This is a genomic window from Afipia massiliensis (assembly GCF_014203115.1).
Classification (GTDB): Bacteria; Pseudomonadota; Alphaproteobacteria; order Rhizobiales; family Xanthobacteraceae; genus Afipia; species Afipia massiliensis.
Window position 1 is genome coordinate 160,747 of the sequence record NZ_JACHIJ010000006.1, and the last position, 17,788, is coordinate 178,534.

The following is a 17,788-nucleotide window of genomic DNA, read 5'->3' on the forward strand; positions in this document are numbered from 1 at the left end:
GTAATGATGGGGCTTTTTGCTGTCTGGCATGATCCCGAACAGCATGCCCTCGGGCGCGATCCGAGGGTGGGCACCAGTTTTAAACAAGGTGTTGCGCGCACCGATGCCGCAAAATCGGGTTGGCATTTTGCCCTGCTTGCCGGTTAAATCCGGGGCAGGGAGACTGAAATGCTCGACAAGACCAAAGCAGAAAGCGACCACTTCGATGTGCTGATCGTCGGCGCGGGCCTGTCGGGCATCGGCGCCGGTTATCACCTGCAGAAGAATTGCCCCGGCAAAAGCTACGCGATCCTCGAGGGGCGCGAGAGCATCGGCGGCACCTGGGATCTGTTCCGCTATCCCGGCATCCGCTCCGACAGCGATATGTACACGCTCGGCTATTCGTTCAAGCCGTGGACCGAAGCCAAGGCGATCGCCGATGGGCCGCGCATTCTCAACTACGTGAACGAGACCGCGCGCGACAACGGCATCGAGCAGAAAATCCGGTTCAGCCATCGCGTCAAAAGCGCGTCGTGGTCGTCGAAGGATGCACGCTGGACCGTGGAGGTGGAGCGGGGGCCTGCAAAGGAGATCGCACATCTCACCTGCAATTTCCTGTTCATGTGCAGCGGCTACTACTCCTATGAAGGCGGCTATTCGCCGGAGTTTCCCGGCGCGGATCAGTTCGCCGGCCGCATCGTCCATCCGCAGAAGTGGACCAGCGACATCGATTACGCCGGCAAGCGCGTGGTGGTGATCGGCTCGGGTGCGACCGCGGTGACGCTGGTGCCAGAAATGGCCAAGACGGCGGCGCATGTCACCATGCTGCAGCGCTCGCCGACCTATGTGGTCGCGCGGCCCGCCGAGGACGCGCTCGCCAACAAGCTGCGCGAAAAACTTCCGGCGAAGCTCGCCTATCACATGATCCGCTGGCGCAATGTGCTTTGGGGCATGTATTTCTTCCAGCTCTGCCGCCGCAAGCCGGAGCGGGCCAAGCAGTTGATCCTCGGCGGTGTGCGCCATGCGCTCGGGCGGGATTACGACATCGCCACGCATTTCACGCCGCGCTACAATCCGTGGCAGCAGCGGTTGTGCCTGGTGCCGGACGGCGATCTGTTCAAGTCGATCAAGGACGGCCGCGCCTCGGTGGTCACCAACACCATCGACACGTTCACGCCGAAGGGCATCCGTCTTTCGGACGGCAGCGAACTGGATGCCGACCTGATCGTCACCGCCACCGGCCTCAATCTGCAGGTGCTCGGCGGTATGCAGGTCAGCGTCGACGGCCGCTCGGTCGATTTCTCCAACACGCTGAACTACAAGGGCATGATGTATTCCGACGTGCCGAACATGGCCTCATCCTTCGGCTACACCAACGCCTCGTGGACGCTGAAATGCGATCTCACCTGCGAATATGTCTGCCGCCTGATCAATTACATGGACAAGCGCGGCTACAAGCAGTGCACGCCGCGTAATACCGATCCCGAAGTGAAACAGGAGAACTGGCTCGATTTCACCTCGGGTTATGTGCAGCGCTCGGTGGCGAAGATGCCGAAGCAGGGTTCGAAGCGGCCGTGGAAGCTCTATCAGAACTACGCGCTCGATATCGTCTCGCTGCGCCTCGGCAAGGTTGACGACGGCGTCATGGTGTATGAGTAAGATTGCGCGCTGCAATTTTAAGGAATCCCCAATGAAGTCTCTTCCGTTCGCGCTCGGCCTGTTGCTGGTCGCGTCGCCGCTCTATGCGGACAATCACGCAACGACCAGCAAGGTCGTCGTCAAGCCGGTACTCTCCTCGACGGTGACGTCGAGCGGCCAGCCCATCGTGCTGCCGCAAAAGGACGCGCAGGTCATCGTCTCGACCTACGAGATTCCGGCGGGCGCGGTGCTGCCGAAGCACAAGCACCCGTTCCCGCGTTATGGCTACGTGCAGGCGGGGACCATTGAAGTCACCAACGTCGATACCGGCAAGACCGAGACCTTCAAGACCGGCGATTTCATTCTCGAAGCGGTCGATCAGTGGCACTTCGGCACGAACAAAGGTCCCGACCCGGTGAAGCTGCTGGTCATCGACATGGTCGAGAAGGGCCAGAGCAACACGGTCCTGCACAAGTAGACATTTGACTGAAATTTGACAGACAGGCCGGCGAGCTGGTTGCGCCCGGTTCGACTTGGGCGCAATTTGCTTGCGGCGGTGGCGCGTCTGTGATGATCCGGAGCAGGCGCCGCCTGGAGGCGCGTATTGCAACACATTCATTTCAAGCGAGGCAGACCATGCGCTGGTTAAACACGGCTGTGATTGTCGTTCTTGTCGCCGGGATTTTGATCTTCGCGTTTCAGAATCTTCAGAGCGTGACGGTGTCCTTCCTCGGCCTGCGGATCACCGCGCCGTTGGCAGTGCATATCTTGATTGTTTACGTCGTCGGCATGGCGACGGGCGGCAGCGCGTGGGGGCTAGTGCGCTGGGCCCTGCGGAAGTCCAAAAGGACGTAGCCTTCGTTCCGGCAGCTACATGTGGCGGCGAATGAACGCGCCGACGCTCGCGAGCGCGCGGCGGCCGGGTTCGAGATGCGCGTTCCACAGCGGCCAGGCGTGGATCATCTCCGGCCACACCTCCAGCGTGACATCGACATCCGCCGCGCCCGCCGCCGCCGCAAAGCGCGTCGCGTCATCCAATAGCGTTTCGTGCGAGCCGACCTGAACCAGTGTCGGCGGGAATCCGTGCAGATCTGAAAACAGCGGCGAAATGCGCGGGTCGTTGCGCGCGAAGCCCGCGGGCACGAAGGCGTCGGCGAGTTCGCCGAGATAGCCCTTGTGGATGATCGGATCGACCGCGTCCTTGGTCGCGAGCGAACTGCCTGACATGGTGAGGTCGGTCCAGGGCGAGGCCAGCCACGCGCAGGATGGATGTTCGCCCTGTTCGCGCAGCGTGTTGATCAGCACGGCGGTGAGGTTGCCGCCCGCGCTGTCGCCGCCGATGGCGATCTGCGACGGCAGATAGGCCTGCTTGCGCAAGTATCGCCATGCGGTCATGGCGTCGTCCAGCGCCGCAGGAAACGGATGCTCCGGCGCCAGGCGATAGCCGACCGCGAGCGTCCGGAGTCCCGCCGCGCGTCCAGCCTCGGTCACCATGCGGCGATGGCTTGTGATCGAGCCCGAGCAATAACCGCCGCCGTGGAAGAACATCAGCACGCGCGAGGCATCGCTGCCGGGCGCAAGCGACCATTCACCGGGCACGCCGTTTACATCGACGCTGGTGAGCGTGATGTCATCGGCCACCGGCCAGACCGAGCCGATTTCGTCCAGCCGCTCGCGGCGCTGCGCCCAGCCCACCGGCCGGGCCTTCGCCGTCAGCAGCGCACGGATGGCGTCGATTTCGGAGGAGGGCATGGTGCTGACTCCTGTTGCGTAGACCTTACTTCTGTTCAAGCCGCCATACACCGTCCCAGTCATCGCCGGGCGGGGTAGACGTAAAGCCGTCGAGCCGCTTGATGAATGTCAGCGACGGGCCGTCATCAGGAACGGAATCGAGCGCTGCGGCGAAGGCGCGGCGTGCGTCGTCCCAGCGCCTAGCGCGATAGGCGGCAAGTCCATCCGAGTAATGATCCCGAAGCGCGATCTGGGATGCCGCCAACGTGCTCTTACGGCCCATGATCTCGAACACCGCCTGCGGTTCGGTTTGACCCACCATCACGATCCGGTCGATCTCGCGGACCTCGATGTCGGCGGCGGCGCTTGCAACAGTCGCCTCGGACACCAGAATGCGGCTGCCATACGCCTTGTTCGCGCCTTCCAGCCGCGATGCGAGGTTCACGGTGTCGCCCATCACGGTGTAGCTCATCATCAGTTCAGAGCCGATGCTGCCGACCAGCACCTCGCCGGTAGCGATGCCGATGCGAATGTCGAACGGCGCCGGGAGATTGCGGACACCGAGCAGTTCCGGAAGCTCTGCCCGCAATTGCGGGATCAGCTCCAGCATATCGAGCGCTGCGATACTGGCGAGCCGCGCCTGATCCGCGTCGGCGGTGAAGGGAGGGCCCCAATAGGCCATGATGGCGTCGCCGATATATTTGTCGATGATGCCTTCATGCTGGCGTATCGGGCCGGACATCGCCGAGAGATAGCGGTTCATCACCTTGACCAGCCCCTGCGGCGTTGTCCCCCGGCTGGTGCTGCTGAATCCTTTCACGTCGCAGAACAGCACGGTCATGACGCGGCGCTGACCTTCGGAGGCCAGCGCAGGGCGGTCGATCAATCCCTCGACCACGCGCGGGTCGATATATTTGCCGAAGGTTTCGCGGATGCGCTCCTTGAGGCGCAACTGCTCGACCATGCTGTTGAACGCGGTGGTCAGCTGGCCGATTTCGTCCTGGGTGGTCACGACCAGCTTGTCCCCGAGATGCCCCGCTTCGACGGCGCGGGCGCCCTCCAGCAGTTTGCGAACAGGCCGCGTTACACCGGCGCTGACCAGCATGGAGAACACGAGACCCATGATGGCGGCGAGCACCGTCAGCACGGCGGCAATGATCGTGACTTGGGCCTGCTTCTGTCTGGTGCGGTCGGCTTCTGTCCGCAGCAGCGCAAACATGTCCGCCCGGATGGAGTCGAGGCTCTGATTGAGTTCGTTGCGCAGGACATCGACTCGCGCAAGGCCTTCGTCGATCGCCTTGGTGTCGCCGGTTTCAAGCAGCGGCAGCATGCGCTCGATCTCGCTGTTGAGATGGCGGCGCGAGACATTGAGCGCTGCCTCCAGACGTGTATCGAGCCGGGCGAGCGCCGTCGGATCGCTGAAAGCGGCTCCCTTTTCGATCAGCCCATTGATCAGTTCGTGCGCGGCCTGCGCTTCCCGCTCGACCTCGACCCCCTTGGCTTCGAAAGCACTGCGGATCGCCGTCAGGCGGTCGCTGCCGAACGGTGAGCGAATCCGCTCGATTACCATGCGCCGCAATTCCAGCGATCGCTCGACGGACCGGATGTTCGCGCGTGCCAGGTCGCCATAGGCGGGGATATAGCTTTTCGTCAGCTCTTCGAGGCGTGCGCTGACCTGCATGACCGACACCATCGACAGGACGGCCGTGACCGCCATCAGGACGATGAGCGCCACGGCAATGCCCATGATTTTTCGTCGGATCGACAGTCGTATCATTGCGATTCCCCCAATTCAGGAACTTTATCGCGGATAGGGTTGTGGGGATATGCGGCTGGGCTTTTAGCCGCGCGCTCGCGGCTCCGCCGGTATTTGGGCAAGTCGAAATATTTCAATAATCATTGAAATATCTCTTGTGTCGGGAATGACATTTCAATAATCATTGAAATATGGACAAGCCGGACATTCTGGCGGCGCTGGCTGCCCTTTCGCAGGAAAACAGGCTGGATGCCTATCGCCTGCTGGTGCAGGCGGGGGCTGACGGGATGCCCGCGGGCGAGATTGCCGCGGAGCTCGGCCTGTCTCCCAATGCTCTCACGTTTCATCTGGATCGGTTGCGCGAAGCGGGTCTGGTCACGGTTCGCCGCGATGGCCGCTCGATGATCTACGCGGCGCAGTTCGACACCATGAACGGCCTGATCGGATACCTCACCGACAACTGCTGCGGTGGCGCCGTCGCGTGCGCGCCGGTTGTCGTCTGCAAACCCGCGCGCAAGCGCACCAAGGTTTCTGCCTAGGAGTCATTCGTGTCTGATCACGTTTACAACGTCCTCTTCCTGTGTACCGGCAACTCCGCCCGTTCGGTGATCGGCGAGGCAATCCTCAACAAGATCGGTGCAGGTAAATTCCGCGCCTACAGCGCGGGAAGCCAGCCCAAGGGGAACGTTCATCCGGAAACGATCCGGTTGCTGAACGAACTCGGCTACGACACGTCGGGCTTCCGGTCGAAGTCGTGGGCCGAGTTTGCGGAGCCCGGCGCGCCGAAGTTCGATTTCGTGTTCACCGTCTGCGACAGCGCGGCGGCGGAGTCATGCCCGATCTGGCCGGGTCAACCGATGACGGCGCATTGGGGCGTTCCCGATCCGGCGGAAGCGACGGGCACGCCCGCCGAGATCGCGGTTGCCTTCAAGGAAGCCTACCGGCTGCTCAACCAGCGCATCAGCGTGTTCAGCGCACTTCCGATCGGCTCGCTCGATAGTCTCACGCTCAAAAGCAGGATTAAGGACATCGGCCAAATGGAAGGTGCAACGAAAGCGCCTGAGCCGACCTGATGCCTTCGCTCGCGCAACGCGCCTTCGTCGAATGGCTCGGTACGGCGTTTCTGCTCGCGGCCGTCGTCGGCTCGGGGATCATGGCGCAGAGGCTCGCAGGCGGGAACGGCGCCATCGCGCTCCTGTGCAACACCTTGCCCACCGGCGCGATCCTTGTCGTTCTCATCCTGATCTTCGGCCCGATCTCGGGCGCGCATTTCAATCCCGCCGTCTCGGTTGCCTTTGCAATGCGTGGCGAACTGCCGTGGTCCAGCGCCGCGCTTTACATCGCGATGCAGGTGATGGGCGGCCTCGCGGGAGTTTGGGCCGCGCACCTGATGTTTGAACTGCCGCTCTGGCAATTCTCGGCCACGGTGCGCTCGGGAGGCGGGCAATTGTTCGCCGAGGCCATAGCCACGTTCGGACTGTTGCTGACTATTCTGGGATGCGTGGCGCGCGCGCCATCGGCGGTGCCTTACGCTGTGGGGCTCTACATCACCTCGGCATACTGGTTCACGGCTTCGACATCGTTTGCCAATCCGGCCGTGACTGTTGCGCGTTCGCTGTCGGATACATTCGCCGGAATTGCGCCGGCTGGCGCGCTGGCGTTCGTCGTCGCGCAAATGATCGGCATGCTGGCCGCCATTCTGGTAGGCGGCTGGCTATGGCAACGATCGGCTGCGAAGCCAACGTAGCCCGGATGGAGCGATCTGATTTCTCCACCCGTCATTCCGGGATGCGCCTCCTGGCGCAGGCCCGGAATCCATACTGTGAGAATATCATTAGTGGCGGTGGATTCCGGGCTCGCGCGAAGGCGCGCGCACCGGAATGACGGCGGATAATGTCGAGCAGCATGTGGGCTACGACTCCTGCAACATTTCGTGATGGGGATACAAATCCCCGTGCTCTGAAGCTCTCTTATGTTCGGCGTGTCCCGCCTCACACGAGGGGCGTTCGCGATCGTCACAGACGCGAGGCGGGATGCGATGGCCGCTGAGGCGTTCGAGTCCGGAGTGTCGAAAAGCACACCGGGTGACGACCGCGCCGGAGGCGGACGGCGAGAGGCGTGTGTTGTCCCGGTTGGGTCGTCCCCCAACCAGATGGGAGCCTGGGCCGGCCCTCGCGATCGTTGTCCCCGCAAGGGGCAAAGGTCGTGTTGGCGGTAAGCGAGAGCCCGGCAAACGGCGGAAACCCGGAGCGTTCGCCGGGGGCGCCACGCACGACGCCGTTCCAACCATTGCGTGCGGAACGCCGGATGTGTCCGGCGCAACCGTGGTGACGACACTCGTGTGCTTTCTACCTTTGCACACGGGGCTGCGGATGCGTCGAGCATCCGGCGTTCCGCGCGCCCTCAATTCGAGGGCGGAGCGATCGGAATTCGGGCGCCCCCGCGCCGTCATAACAACAGGGGTAATCACGCGCGTCCGCGAGGGATCGCGTGATGCGCCCGGAGAATGCGAAATTTTAGAGGCATTGCCTTCTGCGTACGAAAAATCCATTCTCCCGGCCCCGTTCTCGTAAATCAAAAAGAGCCAAGACAGCCTCCATGACAGCCTCATCCCGCGACCGTCTCGAACAAGCCCTCACCAAAATCGCCGATCCCGCAGGCGAAGGTGCGCGGGCCTGCCTCACCGTCTACGCCGACGAGGCCCGCAAGGCGGCCGATGCCGCCGACGCACGGATCAAATCCGGCAGCGCGCGCGGGCCGCTCGACGGCGCGGTCGTGACCGTCAAGGATCTGTTCGACGTCAAGGGCGAAGTCACCCGCGCAGGATCGCGCGTTCTCGCGGCGCGCGGCAAGCCTGCGGAGGCGGACGCCGTGATCGTTCAGCGCCTGCGCGAGGCGGGCGCGGTGATTGTCGCGAAAACCAACATGACCGAGTTCGCCTATTCGGGCCTCGGCGCGAATCCTCACTTTGGAACGCCGGGCAATCCCGCCGACCGCAAGCGCGTCCCGGGCGGGTCGTCCTCAGGCGCGGCGGTGGCCGCGGCTGACGGCATCGGCGAAATCGCCATCGGCACCGATACCGGCGGCTCGACGCGCATTCCGGCAGCGTTCTGCGGCATCACCGGCTTCAAGCCCACGGTGAAGCGCGTGCCGCGCGCGGGCGCATTCCCGCTGTCGTTCACGCTGGATTCCATCGGGCCGATCGCGCGCAGCGTCGCCGACTGCGCCAATGCCGATGCCGTGCTGGCGGGCGAGACGCCGTCGCCGCTGACGCCGCCCGCGCTCAGGGATGTGCGCGCCGGTCTCGTGCAGGGCTATCCGATCGAGGGGCTCGATGACATCGTCGGCAAGGCCTATCCGCTGGCGCTGGCGAAACTCGCCTCAAGCTGGAAGTCGGGCAAGGACGTGACGCTGAAGGCGCTGGACATCATGCACACCGCCAACGAACGCGGCGGCGTCGCTCCGCCGGAGGCTTATGCGGTCCATCGTACGTTGCTCGCGGAAGCCGGCGAGGGCGTCGATCCGAACGTGCGGATGCGCCTCTTGCGCTCGGAGAAGGTCGCCGCCGCCGACTACATCCTCGCCCTGCGCGACCGCGAGCGCGGCATCGCGGAAATGGACGCGGTGTTCGATCAGTTCGATGTGCTGGTGATGCCGACGGTTCAGATCGTAGCGCCCACCATGGAGGAGATTTCCACGCCGGAGAGCTTCAACAAGCGCAACGTTCAGGCGCTGATGAACACCGTGATCTGGAATTTCTTCGACACCTGCGCGATCTCGCTGCCGATCAGGCTCGGCAATGCACTGCCCTGTGGCCTGATGTTGGTCGGGCGTCATGGCGACGACCGCAAGCTGCTCGCCATTGCCGCTGCGGTCGAGAAACAGCTCGGGGCATGATGCGATGAGTGGCGCGGGGGGCGTCACATATTCTGTGTCGTCCCCGCGAAAGCGGGGACCCAAAACCACCAAAGGTTATGTTTTTCGCAGCAGGAGTCGCTTGTTCCAGGGAGTATGGGTCCCGCTTTCGCGGGGACGACGTGATGAGGATGAAGTACGGGTAGCTTCAGCCGATCGCGACCTTCAGCGTGCCGATGCCGTCGATGCCGCATTCGATCTTGTCGCCGGGCGCAAGTGCAGCGACGCCGGCGGGAGTGCCGGTCAGGATGATGTCGCCCGCGCCGAGCGAGACCTGCAGCGAAAGCTTGCCGATGATCTCGGCGACGTTCCAGATCATCTCGGAGAGGTCACCCTTCTGCTTCTCGGTGCCATTGACCGAAAGCCAGATCTTGCCCTTCACGGGATGGCCGATCTCAGCGGCGGGACGCAGCGCGCCGCACGGCGCGGAGGAGTCGAACGACTTGCCGATCTCCCAGGGCTGCTCCTTCTTGCGCGATGCCATCTGCAGATCGCGGCGGGTGAGGTCGATGCCGACGCCGTAACCGTAGACATGATCGAGCGCCTTGGCCGGATCGATGTTGGCGCCGCCGCTCTTCAGCGCGACGACCAGTTCGACCTCGTGCTGGAAATCCTTGGTCAGCGACGGATAGGGGATCGTTGCGCCGTCGCCGGTCACCATATCGGCGTGCTTGGCGAAGAAGAACGGCGGCTGGCGCTCGTCATTGCCCATCTCGCGGATGTGTTCGAGATAGTTGCGGCCCACGCACCAGATGCGGCGCACCGGAAAGGCTTTCGATTCGCCGGCGACGGAAATGGACGGCTGCGTGAGGGCAGGAATAACGAAGCTGGCGCTCATGGGAATTCCGGTGTCTGGGAGGGAAAACGGAAAAGGCGGGAGAGACGATCTTACGCGCTGGCGGCGACCGGAGCCAGCGGGTTGGCATCACGATGCTGCAGCCGGAAGAACGAGGCGTAGCGCCCGCCGCGCCGCAGCAAGTCGTCATGACGGCCGGTCTCGACGATCACGCCGTTCTCGACCACCAGAATCTGGTCGGCATGCATGATGGTGTGCAGGCGATGCGCGATGACGATGGTGGTGCGGTTCTGGCACAGATGCTCGATGGCTTCCTGCACCTGCTTCTCGGATTCGGAATCCAGCGCCGCTGTGGCTTCATCAAGCAGGATGATCGGTGCATCCTTCACCAGCGCGCGGGCAATGGCGATGCGTTGTCGCTGGCCGCCGGAGAGTTGCGTGCCGTGTTCGCCGACCGGCGTGTCGTAGCCGAGCGGGAAGCTCATGATGAAATCATGAGCGCAGGCAGCCTTCGCTGCGTTGACGATCTCATCGTGCGACGCGCCGGGGCGGCCGAAGGCGATATTCTCGCGAATGGTGTCGCGGAACAAATAGACGTCCTGCCCGACATACGCCGTTTGCTGGCGCAGCGAGCGCCGGGATACATCGGAGATGATCTGCCCGTCGATGACGATCGCGCCGAACTTGGCCTCGTAAAGCCGCAGCAGCAGCGCCAGTACGGTGGACTTGCCGCCGCCGGAAGGGCCGACGAGCGCCGTAACCTTGCCGGGCTCGGCCACGAAACTCATGCGATTGAGCACGGTCTCGTTGTTCCGATAGGCGAAGGTCACATCGCGGAACTCGACCTTGGCCTCGGTCAGCTTCAGCGCGGGCTTGTCGCTGTCGTCCGGTTCGGTCGCGGGGCTGTCGACAATTTCGAGCAGCTTGCGGGCGCCGATCAGGTGGCTGTTGAGTTCGATGTTGAGGCGCGCGAGGCGTTTGGCCGGTTCATAGGCCAGCAGGAACGCGGTGATGAAGGAGAAGAATTGTCCCGGCGTGGCACCGGTTGCGATCACGCGATAGCCGCCATACATCAGGCAGCCGGCGATAGCGAAGCCGCCGAGCGTTTCCATCAGCGGGCTGGAGCGGCTTTGCACCCGCGCCATCTTGTTGGCGTTGGCCTCGACCACGCCGATGCTCTTGTCGATCCGGGCCTGCATGGTGTCTTCGAGCGTGAAGGCCTTGACGGTGCGGATGCCTTGCAGGGATTCCTGCATGGTCTCGAGAATGTCGGCGTTGCCGGTGAACTGGTCATGGGCGAGATGCTTGATCCGGCGCACCAGCTTGCGGATGACGAACAGCGCCGGCGGCGCGACCAGTAGGCCGAACAACGACATCCACGGGTCCTGAATCACCATCACGGCGGCAAGACCGACCAGCGAGAGGAAATCGCGGCCGACCGCGCTGATCAGGAGGCTCAACACCTGCGTCACGGCCTGAGCACCGGCTGTGAGGCGCGCGAGGAATTCAGACGAATGGCGCTCGGAAAAGAAGCCGACATTCTCGCGCATCAGCTTGGCGAACAGCCTGCGCTGGTTGCTGGCCAGAATGGCGTTGCTGATCTTCGACAGGATCACCGTATGACCGTAGGTCGCTGCCCCCTTGAGCGTGAACAGAACGATGATCACCAGCGACAGCAGGACGATGCCGTGGACGCTGCGGTCGACATAGGTCTGGTTGATGACTTCGCCGAGCAGCCACGCCGCCGCCGCAGTGGTTCCCGCCGATACTGCCATCAGCGTGAACGCGACCGCATAGCGCCGCCAATGCTGGAGGCCCTGTTCGGTGATCAGGCGGCGAATAAGGGCAGCCGCCCCATATGGGTCGTCGGTGATTTTTCGTGGAAACTCGGTCATCCGCGTTCCATTAACGGTCGGCGCAACCGGCGCCCCGTCAGGGTTTATGCGATGTCCGTCTCTTGCCCGCTATGGACCGGATTTTCAAGCGAAATCAGGGCTTTTTAGTCAATTCTACACTACGCTGAGACTGCCTGCCGGCCGTCCCGCTGACGTTCGACAAGCAGCTTTTCCTCCCATGCCAGCGCATGGCGGGCGATGGTGTCGAGGTTGTCGTATTGCGGTGTCCAGTCCAGCGTTGCTCGGATGCGTGCGGTGTCGGCGATCATGGTCATGATGTCGCCGGGGCGGCGCTCGGCATACTGGACGGCGAAATTGCGGCCCGAGGCGCGGCGCACGGCTTCGATGGTTTCGAGCACGGAATAGCCACGGCCATAACCGCAGTTCAGGGTCGCGGACGGGCCGCCGCCTTCAAGATACGCAAGTGCCGCGCAATGGGCCTGCGCCAGATCGCTGACATGGATGAAATCGCGAACGCAACTTCCATCGACGGTCGGATAGTCGGTCCCGAACACGTCGATTTTGGCGCGCTGGCCGGTCGCTGCTTCAACGGCAATCTTCAGAAGATGCGTTGCGCCGACAGTCGCGAGGCCGATGCGGGCCTGCGGATCGGCGCCGGCGACGTTGAAGTAACGCAGCACCACGTAATGCATGCCGTGCGCGGAGGCGACATCGTGCAGCATGATTTCGGTCATCAGCTTCGATGAGCCGTATGGCGACATCGGGCGCGTCGGCGCCTCTTCGGCAACAGGTGTCCGGTCGGGATTGCCGTAGACGGCCGCGGTCGACGAAAAAATGAAGCGGCTGATGTTGCACTTGACCGCCGCGTTCAACAGGTTGCGCGTGGTCATCGTATTGTTGCGGTAATAGCCGAGCGGATCGCGCATCGAATCCGGCACGACCACCGAGCCCGCGAAATGGACGATCGAATCGACATTGTGCGCGGCGATCACGCCTTCGACGAGATTTTCGTCCGAGACATCGCCGATGAACAGCGGCACGCCTTCCGGCAGGAACTGCGAGAAGCCGGTCGAGAGATTGTCAACGACCACGACGCTTTCGCCGGCATCAACCAGCGCGCGAACCGTATGACTGCCGATGTAACCTGCACCCCCGGTGACCAGTACTGTCATGGCGTTCAAACCCGTATTGTTTCCGCGCTCTGTCAGTCGCGCTTGCGCGGCGGAATGTGGAGCGAACTTGTTGCCGGAAGCTTGCAGAGAAACGATGGAAATGGGGTATAAGATCGGACTCTCGAGCCAAAAGGCTTCGCTTTTCCCGGCCGAAACGGCTTTATGGTTTCCAAAACGTAACGCTAGTGTCCCGTATCCGACGTTCGCTTCACTTTGCAGCGCGTTCTGGGCATACGAAGGGACACTAGCAAAATATAACTCTAGTGATCCTTTGGTTCTGACATTCGTAAAGTGCCTGCGAAGGAAATAATACGAATGTCAGAACCGGATCACTAATTTACGAGTCCGGGGCCGATCACGCCGATGCATGGTATTATGTTCATCAAGACGTCATCGCTCGGCGATGTCGTGCATCACATGCCGGCGGTGACCGATGCGCGCCGGCGCTGGCCCGATGCGCGGATGACGTGGGTGGTTGAAGAAGGATTCGCGCCACTGGCGCGGCTTCATCCAGCCATCAGTGAGGTGATTCCGGTTTCGACGCGGCGGTGGCGTTCCCAACTGCTGAGCAGGGCGACCTGGAACGAAGTATCGGCCTTCAAGGCCAGGCTGAGGTCGATCAAGGCCGAAAAGGTGATCGACACGCAGGGCCTGATCCGGTCGGCATTGATCGCGCGGACTGCTACGGGTGAGCGGCACGGCTACAACGCGTCGAGCATTCGGGAGCCGATGGCGTCGTGGTTCTATGACGTCAAGCATGCGGTCGCGCGCGATCAGCATGCGGTGACGCGCAACCGGCTGCTGACCGGATTGAGTCTTGGCTATTCGCCGGACGCGACAATCGACTACGGACTGGTCAAACCGCCAAAAGATGCCAGCGCTCCTTATGCCGTGTTGCTGCATGGAACGTCGCGCGCCGCCAAGGAGTGGCGCGAGGTCGACTGGATCGGCACCGGCAAATGGCTGTGCGGGCAAGGCCTCGATGTGGTGCTGCCATGGGGGAATGAGCGCGAGCGCTTGCGCTGCGAACGTCTCGCGGCCGCGATTCCCGGAAGCCGCATTCTCGACCGCCAGCCCCTCGATGCGACGGCGAAGGTGATTGCCAATGCAGCGCTGGTGGTTGGCGTCGATACCGGATTGCTGCATCTGGCGGCGGCGTTCAGTGTGCCGCTGATCGCGGTGTTTCTGGCGACCGATCCCGGTCTGACCGGCCCCGTCGGCAACGGTTCGATCACTGTGGTCGGCGGGAAGGATATTTATCCGTCGTTCGAGCGGGTGATCGAGGCGGCCGAGAAACTGCCGCTCAAGCGCTGATGCGCTTGGCCAATATCTTCTCGACAAAGCCCGCAATGTCCGTTCCAGAGAACATGTAGCCCTCGATGCCGGCTGCAAGGCCTGCATCGAGATCGCGTTGCTTGTCTCCGATGACGAAACTGCGTTCCTTGTCGACCGGCCAGTGCTTCATGAGATCGAGGATCATGCCCGACTGCGGTTTGCGCCAGTGGCACTCGCGCGTATAGGCCGGGACCGTACCGTCGGGATGATGCGGACAATAGCGAAAGTCATCGATCCGCGCGCCGTCGCGCGCCAGTTCGTCACGCATCCAGTTGTGCAATGTGCGAACGTCGTCCTCGGAGAAAAATCCGCGCGCGACACCGGACTGGTTGGTGAAGACGAAAACGTAATAGCCGGCGCCGTTCAACTGTTTGATCGCGTCCGCCACGCCCGGCATCCAGCGAAGCCGCTCGCGGGTGCCGACATAGGCATCGTCGAGATTGATGACGCCGTCGCGGTCGAGGAACGCCGCCGGCTTTCGCGTCAGGCCGCTTGTCATGCGGTCTTCGGGGCGCCGATCAGCGCCTGTTCGACGTCGTCGCAGATCGCATGCATCGCCATCATGTGAATCTGCTGAACCACAGGCGTATCATCGGTGGGCGCGACGAACAGATGATCGCACGCCGCGCGCATGGTTTCGCCTTTCGTGCCGGTGAAGCCGACGGTCGTGACGCCAATGTCGCGCGCTGTTTTAAGTGCTGCAAGGATGTTCGGCGAACGACCGGATGTTGTCAGTGCAAACAACACGTCACCGCGACGGGCGAGGCCCTGCACCTGTCGCGCGAAGATTTGCTCGAAGCCGTAGTCGTTGGCGATGGCGGTCAGCGCAGAGGTGTCGGTGGTGAGGGCGATCGCGGCCCAGCCGGGACGTTCCTGTTTGTAGCGCCCGACGATTTCGGCGGCGATGTGCTGGGCATCCGCAGCGCTGCCTCCATTGCCGATCAGGAGCAGCTTGTTGCCAGCTCTCAACGCGTCTGCCACGGCCCGCGCAATCGCGTGCGTCGTTGCGAGCAGCTCAGTGCTCTGCACGGCCTTGTTCAGCCCGGCGAGCGAGCTCTGAAAATGCGCGACGATCCGATCCTGGCTCACATGTCACCGCGTTTGTTCAGGTTGCAGTTCAGTGGTGGTCACGAGTGGTAGTCATGGTGCGATACGGGCGCAAGTGCGGCCACGGTTTGAGATTAACGCGCAACGCCTGCGCCAGCCGTCGCCATCACGCCTTGCGCGATCTCAACGACCTCCGATGCCGGGATATCGCGCATGCAGTGGTGATCGTTCTGGGTGCAGACCGGACGATGACAGGGCTGGCAGGGCAGGTCGGTCGCCCGCTTGATGGTGGCGGCGAGGCCGTTCAGCGGCGCCCAGTGATAGGGACTGGTCGGGCCGAAGATTCCGATCGCCGGTGTGCCGATGGCAGCGGCGATATGCATCAGGCCGGAGTCGTTGGAAATGACGGTTTTCGCAGCCGCCATCGCCATGATGCCGTTGCGCAGATCAGTCCCGGTCAGATCGCGGACACGTGGCCCCGCGAAATTGACGATCTCCGTGGCGATGGCTTTTTCACCGGGGCCGCCGACCACCCAGACGTCGAGGCCCTGCTCGGCGAACATGCGGGCCGCCTCCGCATAATAGGTCCACCGCTTGGAGGCGCCGACCGACCCCGGGGCCAGCGCGACGGCGGCGCTTTGGCCCAGATTGTTGGCCTGACGCCAGGCCGCGACTTCCGCAGGCGGCACCACGAGTTGTGGAACTGGCCATTGCTTTGGCAGTGGCGCATCGGCGGGGAGGGCGAGGGCGGCGTTCTTGTCGATAAAGCGGGGCATCTTGCGCTCGCCCCAGCGCCAGTCATTGATCAGCCCGAAACGGACCTCGCCGACGAAGCCGGTCCGCTGCGGAATGCCAGCAAGGGTCGGGGCGATGGCCGCCTTCCATGTCCGCGGCATCACCAGGGCCGTGCCATAGCCCGCTTCGCGGAACTGGCTGGCCAGCATCCACTGCTTTTTCAGGGCGAGCTTCCCGCGCGGCAGGTCCCAGACGATGCCTTGGCGGACGCCGGGCATGTAATCCACCAGCGGGGCGCACAGGCTGGTCACCAGAAGATCGACCGGCCGATTGGGCCAGCGCTCCTTGAGCACCCGCACCACGGTGTGACCACGGACGAAATCGCCGATCCACATGTACGGAATCACCAGAACCGGGCTGGTTTCCGATGGGTCGGGCGAAACCTTCAACTCGCTTAGAAATGAGTTTTTATTCATTTATTGAAGAGCTTTGCAGCCGTTTTCCGTGGCTCGGGAGAATTGTGCACGATCAGCCGGTTACCGCGTCACTTGCGCGGCGTCCAGATGCGTTTTTTTGCTCTGTCGGGGTAGACGCAGCCCTTCACCACACCAATGGAGGTGAGTTGCTTGCCGGGCAGGAGTGAGGCAAAGGTGACTAGTGTGGTGGTTCGCAAGTCCGCCGTTTCTGCGGCTCGTGCATTTGCGGACTTGCGAACCAAAACCACACTAGAATCATGAGTTTCTAGTGTCCTTTTGAATCCGAAGTTCGCTTGAGAATGCGCCGCACAAGCAGGCGAACTTCGGATTCAGGACACTAGGGTCAATTGGGCGGGATTCCTTCATGCTGCTGGTGACCGGCGGAGCCGGTTTTATCGGATCGAACGTCGTCGCCGCCCTCAACGATGCGGGCCGCGCGGACGTGGCCGTCTGTGATTTTCTCGGGTCTGACGGGAAGTGGCGCAATCTCGCCAAGCGGCAGCTCGCGGACATCGTCCCACCAGCGGAACTGATGCCATGGCTGGCCGGACGCAAGCTCGATGCCATCATTCACCTCGGCGCGATTTCGGAGACCACCGCGACCGACGGCGATCTCGTGATCGAGACCAATTTCCGCCTCTCGAAGCGGCTGCTCGACTGGTGCACGGCGAACTCCGTTCCGTTCATCTATGCCTCGTCCGCCTCGACCTATGGCGACGGCGAGCAGGGATTCCGCGACGATGCGTCGCTCGATGCCCTGAAGAAATTGCGGCCGATGAATCTCTACGGCTGGAGCAAGCATCTGTTCGACATGGCGGTGGTTGAGCGGCTGGCGAAGGGCGAGAAGATGCCGCCGCAATGGGCTGGCCTCAAGTTCTTCAACGTGTTCGGCCCGAACGAATATCACAAGGGCACGATGATGAGCGTGCTGGCGCGCCGGTTTGACGACATCAGGTCAGGCCGCACCGTCCAATTGTTCAAATCGCATCGTGACGGGATTGCTGACGGCGATCAGCGCCGCGATTTCATTCACGTGGACGACGTCGTGCGCGTCATCATGTGGCTGCTGGCGGCGCGCTCCGTAAACGGCATCTTCAATGTCGGCACCGGCAAGGCGCGCAGCTTCCGCGATCTGATCCTTGCGGCGTATGGTGCGCTCGGCGCCAAGCCGAACATCGAATACATCGACATGCCGGAACAAATCCGCGGCAGTTATCAGTACTTCACCGAAGCAGAGGTCGATCATCTGCGCGGCGCAGGCTACAATGGCGGTTTCACGGCGCTGGAAGATGCTGTCGGCAGCTATGTCAGGGATTTTCTCGACCGGCCCGATCGCTACCGTTGATCGTGCA

The 17,788-nt window shown here is 62.7% G+C and carries 17 protein-coding genes; 9 read left to right on the forward strand and 8 right to left on the reverse strand.

Annotated features, from left to right (window positions below; genetic code table 11):
* Positions 1 to 168 precede the first annotated feature (168 nt).
* The 3 genes from HNQ36_RS20360 (at position 169) to HNQ36_RS20370 (ending at position 2,472) form a co-directional block, all read left to right on the forward strand.
* Complete coding sequence (locus HNQ36_RS20360) at positions 169 to 1,638, forward strand: flavin-containing monooxygenase (RefSeq protein ID WP_184088079.1); 1,470 nt, start codon at positions 169 to 171, stop codon at positions 1,636 to 1,638.
* Positions 1,639 to 1,669: 31 nt separating this feature from the next.
* A complete protein-coding gene (locus tag HNQ36_RS20365) occupies positions 1,670 to 2,095 on the forward strand; it encodes a cupin domain-containing protein (RefSeq protein ID WP_184088081.1) in 426 nt (141 codons plus the stop codon).
* 158 nt (positions 2,096 to 2,253) lie between these two features.
* Entirely contained in the window at positions 2,254 to 2,472 is a 219-nt protein-coding gene (locus HNQ36_RS20370; RefSeq protein ID WP_184088083.1) for a lipopolysaccharide assembly protein LapA domain-containing protein, read from the forward strand.
* Between the two features lie 15 nt (positions 2,473 to 2,487).
* Here the strand turns inward: HNQ36_RS20370 and HNQ36_RS20375 are convergent, their stop codons facing one another.
* Together HNQ36_RS20375 and HNQ36_RS20380 are read right to left on the reverse strand one after the other, a co-directional pair.
* Positions 2,488 to 3,369 (reverse strand): alpha/beta hydrolase, encoded by an 882-nt coding sequence (locus tag HNQ36_RS20375; protein WP_184088085.1) that lies wholly within the window; start codon positions 3,367 to 3,369, stop codon positions 2,488 to 2,490.
* 25 nt (positions 3,370 to 3,394) lie between these two features.
* Positions 3,395 to 5,125: an adenylate/guanylate cyclase domain-containing protein gene (locus HNQ36_RS20380; RefSeq protein ID WP_184088087.1), complete on the reverse strand. Its 1,731-nt coding sequence runs from the start codon at positions 5,123 to 5,125 to the stop codon at positions 3,395 to 3,397.
* Between the two features lie 170 nt (positions 5,126 to 5,295).
* Here HNQ36_RS20380 and HNQ36_RS20385 point away from each other — a divergent pair, with 170 nt between their 5' ends.
* The 4 genes from HNQ36_RS20385 (at position 5,296) to HNQ36_RS20400 (ending at position 9,001) form a co-directional block, all read left to right on the forward strand.
* Complete coding sequence (locus HNQ36_RS20385; protein ID WP_184088089.1) at positions 5,296 to 5,643, forward strand: ArsR/SmtB family transcription factor; 348 nt, start codon at positions 5,296 to 5,298, stop codon at positions 5,641 to 5,643.
* A 9-nt stretch (positions 5,644 to 5,652) separates the two neighbouring features.
* Entirely contained in the window at positions 5,653 to 6,177 is a 525-nt protein-coding gene (locus tag HNQ36_RS20390) for an arsenate reductase/protein-tyrosine-phosphatase family protein (RefSeq protein WP_184088091.1), read from the forward strand.
* Positions 6,177 to 6,851, forward strand: a complete 675-nt coding sequence (locus tag HNQ36_RS20395; RefSeq protein ID WP_184088093.1) for an aquaporin — start codon at positions 6,177 to 6,179, stop codon at positions 6,849 to 6,851. Before HNQ36_RS20390 ends, HNQ36_RS20395 begins: the two co-directional genes overlap by 1 nt.
* A 785-nt stretch (positions 6,852 to 7,636) precedes the next feature.
* Positions 7,637 to 9,001, forward strand: coding sequence for an amidase (locus HNQ36_RS20400; RefSeq protein WP_283814057.1), 1,365 nt, complete (start codon positions 7,637 to 7,639; stop codon positions 8,999 to 9,001).
* A gap of 166 nt (positions 9,002 to 9,167) precedes the next feature.
* Here HNQ36_RS20400 and HNQ36_RS20405 read toward each other — a convergent pair whose 3' ends face one another.
* From HNQ36_RS20405 to galE, 3 genes are all read right to left on the reverse strand, one after another.
* Positions 9,168 to 9,857, reverse strand: coding sequence for a fumarylacetoacetate hydrolase family protein (locus HNQ36_RS20405; protein WP_184088097.1), 690 nt, complete (start codon positions 9,855 to 9,857; stop codon positions 9,168 to 9,170).
* 50 nt (positions 9,858 to 9,907) lie between these two features.
* Entirely contained in the window at positions 9,908 to 11,710 is a 1,803-nt protein-coding gene (locus HNQ36_RS20410) for an ABC transporter ATP-binding protein (RefSeq protein WP_184088099.1), read from the reverse strand.
* 119 nt (positions 11,711 to 11,829) lie between these two features.
* Positions 11,830 to 12,843, reverse strand: a complete 1,014-nt coding sequence (gene galE / locus HNQ36_RS20415) for a UDP-glucose 4-epimerase GalE (RefSeq protein WP_046827133.1) — start codon at positions 12,841 to 12,843, stop codon at positions 11,830 to 11,832.
* 363 nt (positions 12,844 to 13,206) lie between these two features.
* Here galE and waaC point away from each other — a divergent pair, with 363 nt between their 5' ends.
* Entirely contained in the window at positions 13,207 to 14,157 is a 951-nt protein-coding gene (gene waaC / locus HNQ36_RS20420) for a lipopolysaccharide heptosyltransferase I (RefSeq protein WP_184088101.1), read from the forward strand.
* Here waaC and HNQ36_RS20425 read toward each other — a convergent pair.
* The 3 genes from HNQ36_RS20425 to waaF form a co-directional block, all read right to left on the reverse strand.
* Entirely contained in the window at positions 14,147 to 14,677 is a 531-nt protein-coding gene (locus HNQ36_RS20425) for an HAD family hydrolase (protein ID WP_184088103.1), read from the reverse strand. The genes waaC and HNQ36_RS20425 overlap by 11 nt on opposite strands.
* On the reverse strand, positions 14,674 to 15,267 hold the full coding sequence (locus HNQ36_RS20430) for an SIS domain-containing protein (RefSeq protein WP_184088104.1): 594 nt from the start codon (positions 15,265 to 15,267) through the stop codon (positions 14,674 to 14,676). The genes HNQ36_RS20425 and HNQ36_RS20430 overlap by 4 nt, the downstream gene beginning before the upstream one ends.
* Before the next feature lie 92 nt (positions 15,268 to 15,359).
* Positions 15,360 to 16,436 carry a lipopolysaccharide heptosyltransferase II gene (gene waaF, locus HNQ36_RS20435; RefSeq protein ID WP_184088106.1) on the reverse strand — a complete coding sequence of 359 codons (1,077 nt, stop codon included), beginning with the start codon at positions 16,434 to 16,436 and terminating at the stop codon, positions 15,360 to 15,362.
* Positions 16,437 to 16,800: 364 nt separating this feature from the next.
* On the opposite strand from waaF, the gene rfaD reads away from it, so the two are divergent.
* Entirely contained in the window at positions 16,801 to 17,781 is a 981-nt protein-coding gene (gene rfaD, locus HNQ36_RS20440) for an ADP-glyceromanno-heptose 6-epimerase (protein ID WP_184088108.1), read from the forward strand.
* Positions 17,782 to 17,788: the final 7 nt, after the last annotated feature.

Bases quoted from the DNA above. Each gene is read 5' to 3' on its own strand.
- HNQ36_RS20365 (WP_184088081.1), top strand. From the start codon at position 1,670: ATGAAGTCTCTTCCGTTCGCGCTCGGCCTGTTGCTGGTCGCGTCGCCG.
- HNQ36_RS20370 (WP_184088083.1), top strand. From the start codon at position 2,254: ATGCGCTGGTTAAACACGGCTGTGATTGTCGTTCTTGTCGCCGGGATT.
- waaC (WP_184088101.1), top strand. From the start codon at position 13,207: ATGCATGGTATTATGTTCATCAAGACGTCATCGCTCGGCGATGTCGTG.
- HNQ36_RS20395 (WP_184088093.1), top strand. From the start codon at position 6,177: ATGCCTTCGCTCGCGCAACGCGCCTTCGTCGAATGGCTCGGTACGGCG.
- HNQ36_RS20425 (WP_184088103.1), bottom strand. From the start codon at position 14,677: ATGACAAGCGGCCTGACGCGAAAGCCGGCGGCGTTCCTCGACCGCGAC.
- HNQ36_RS20360 (WP_184088079.1), top strand. From the start codon at position 169: ATGCTCGACAAGACCAAAGCAGAAAGCGACCACTTCGATGTGCTGATC.
- waaF (WP_184088106.1), bottom strand. From the start codon at position 16,436: ATGAATAAAAACTCATTTCTAAGCGAGTTGAAGGTTTCGCCCGACCCA.
- HNQ36_RS20385 (WP_184088089.1), top strand. From the start codon at position 5,296: ATGGACAAGCCGGACATTCTGGCGGCGCTGGCTGCCCTTTCGCAGGAA.
- rfaD (WP_184088108.1), top strand. From the start codon at position 16,801: ATGCTGCTGGTGACCGGCGGAGCCGGTTTTATCGGATCGAACGTCGTC.
- HNQ36_RS20380 (WP_184088087.1), bottom strand. From the start codon at position 5,125: ATGATACGACTGTCGATCCGACGAAAAATCATGGGCATTGCCGTGGCG.
- galE (WP_046827133.1), bottom strand. From the start codon at position 12,843: ATGACAGTACTGGTCACCGGGGGTGCAGGTTACATCGGCAGTCATACG.
- HNQ36_RS20375 (WP_184088085.1), bottom strand. From the start codon at position 3,369: ATGCCCTCCTCCGAAATCGACGCCATCCGTGCGCTGCTGACGGCGAAG.
- HNQ36_RS20405 (WP_184088097.1), bottom strand. From the start codon at position 9,857: ATGAGCGCCAGCTTCGTTATTCCTGCCCTCACGCAGCCGTCCATTTCC.
- HNQ36_RS20410 (WP_184088099.1), bottom strand. From the start codon at position 11,710: ATGACCGAGTTTCCACGAAAAATCACCGACGACCCATATGGGGCGGCT.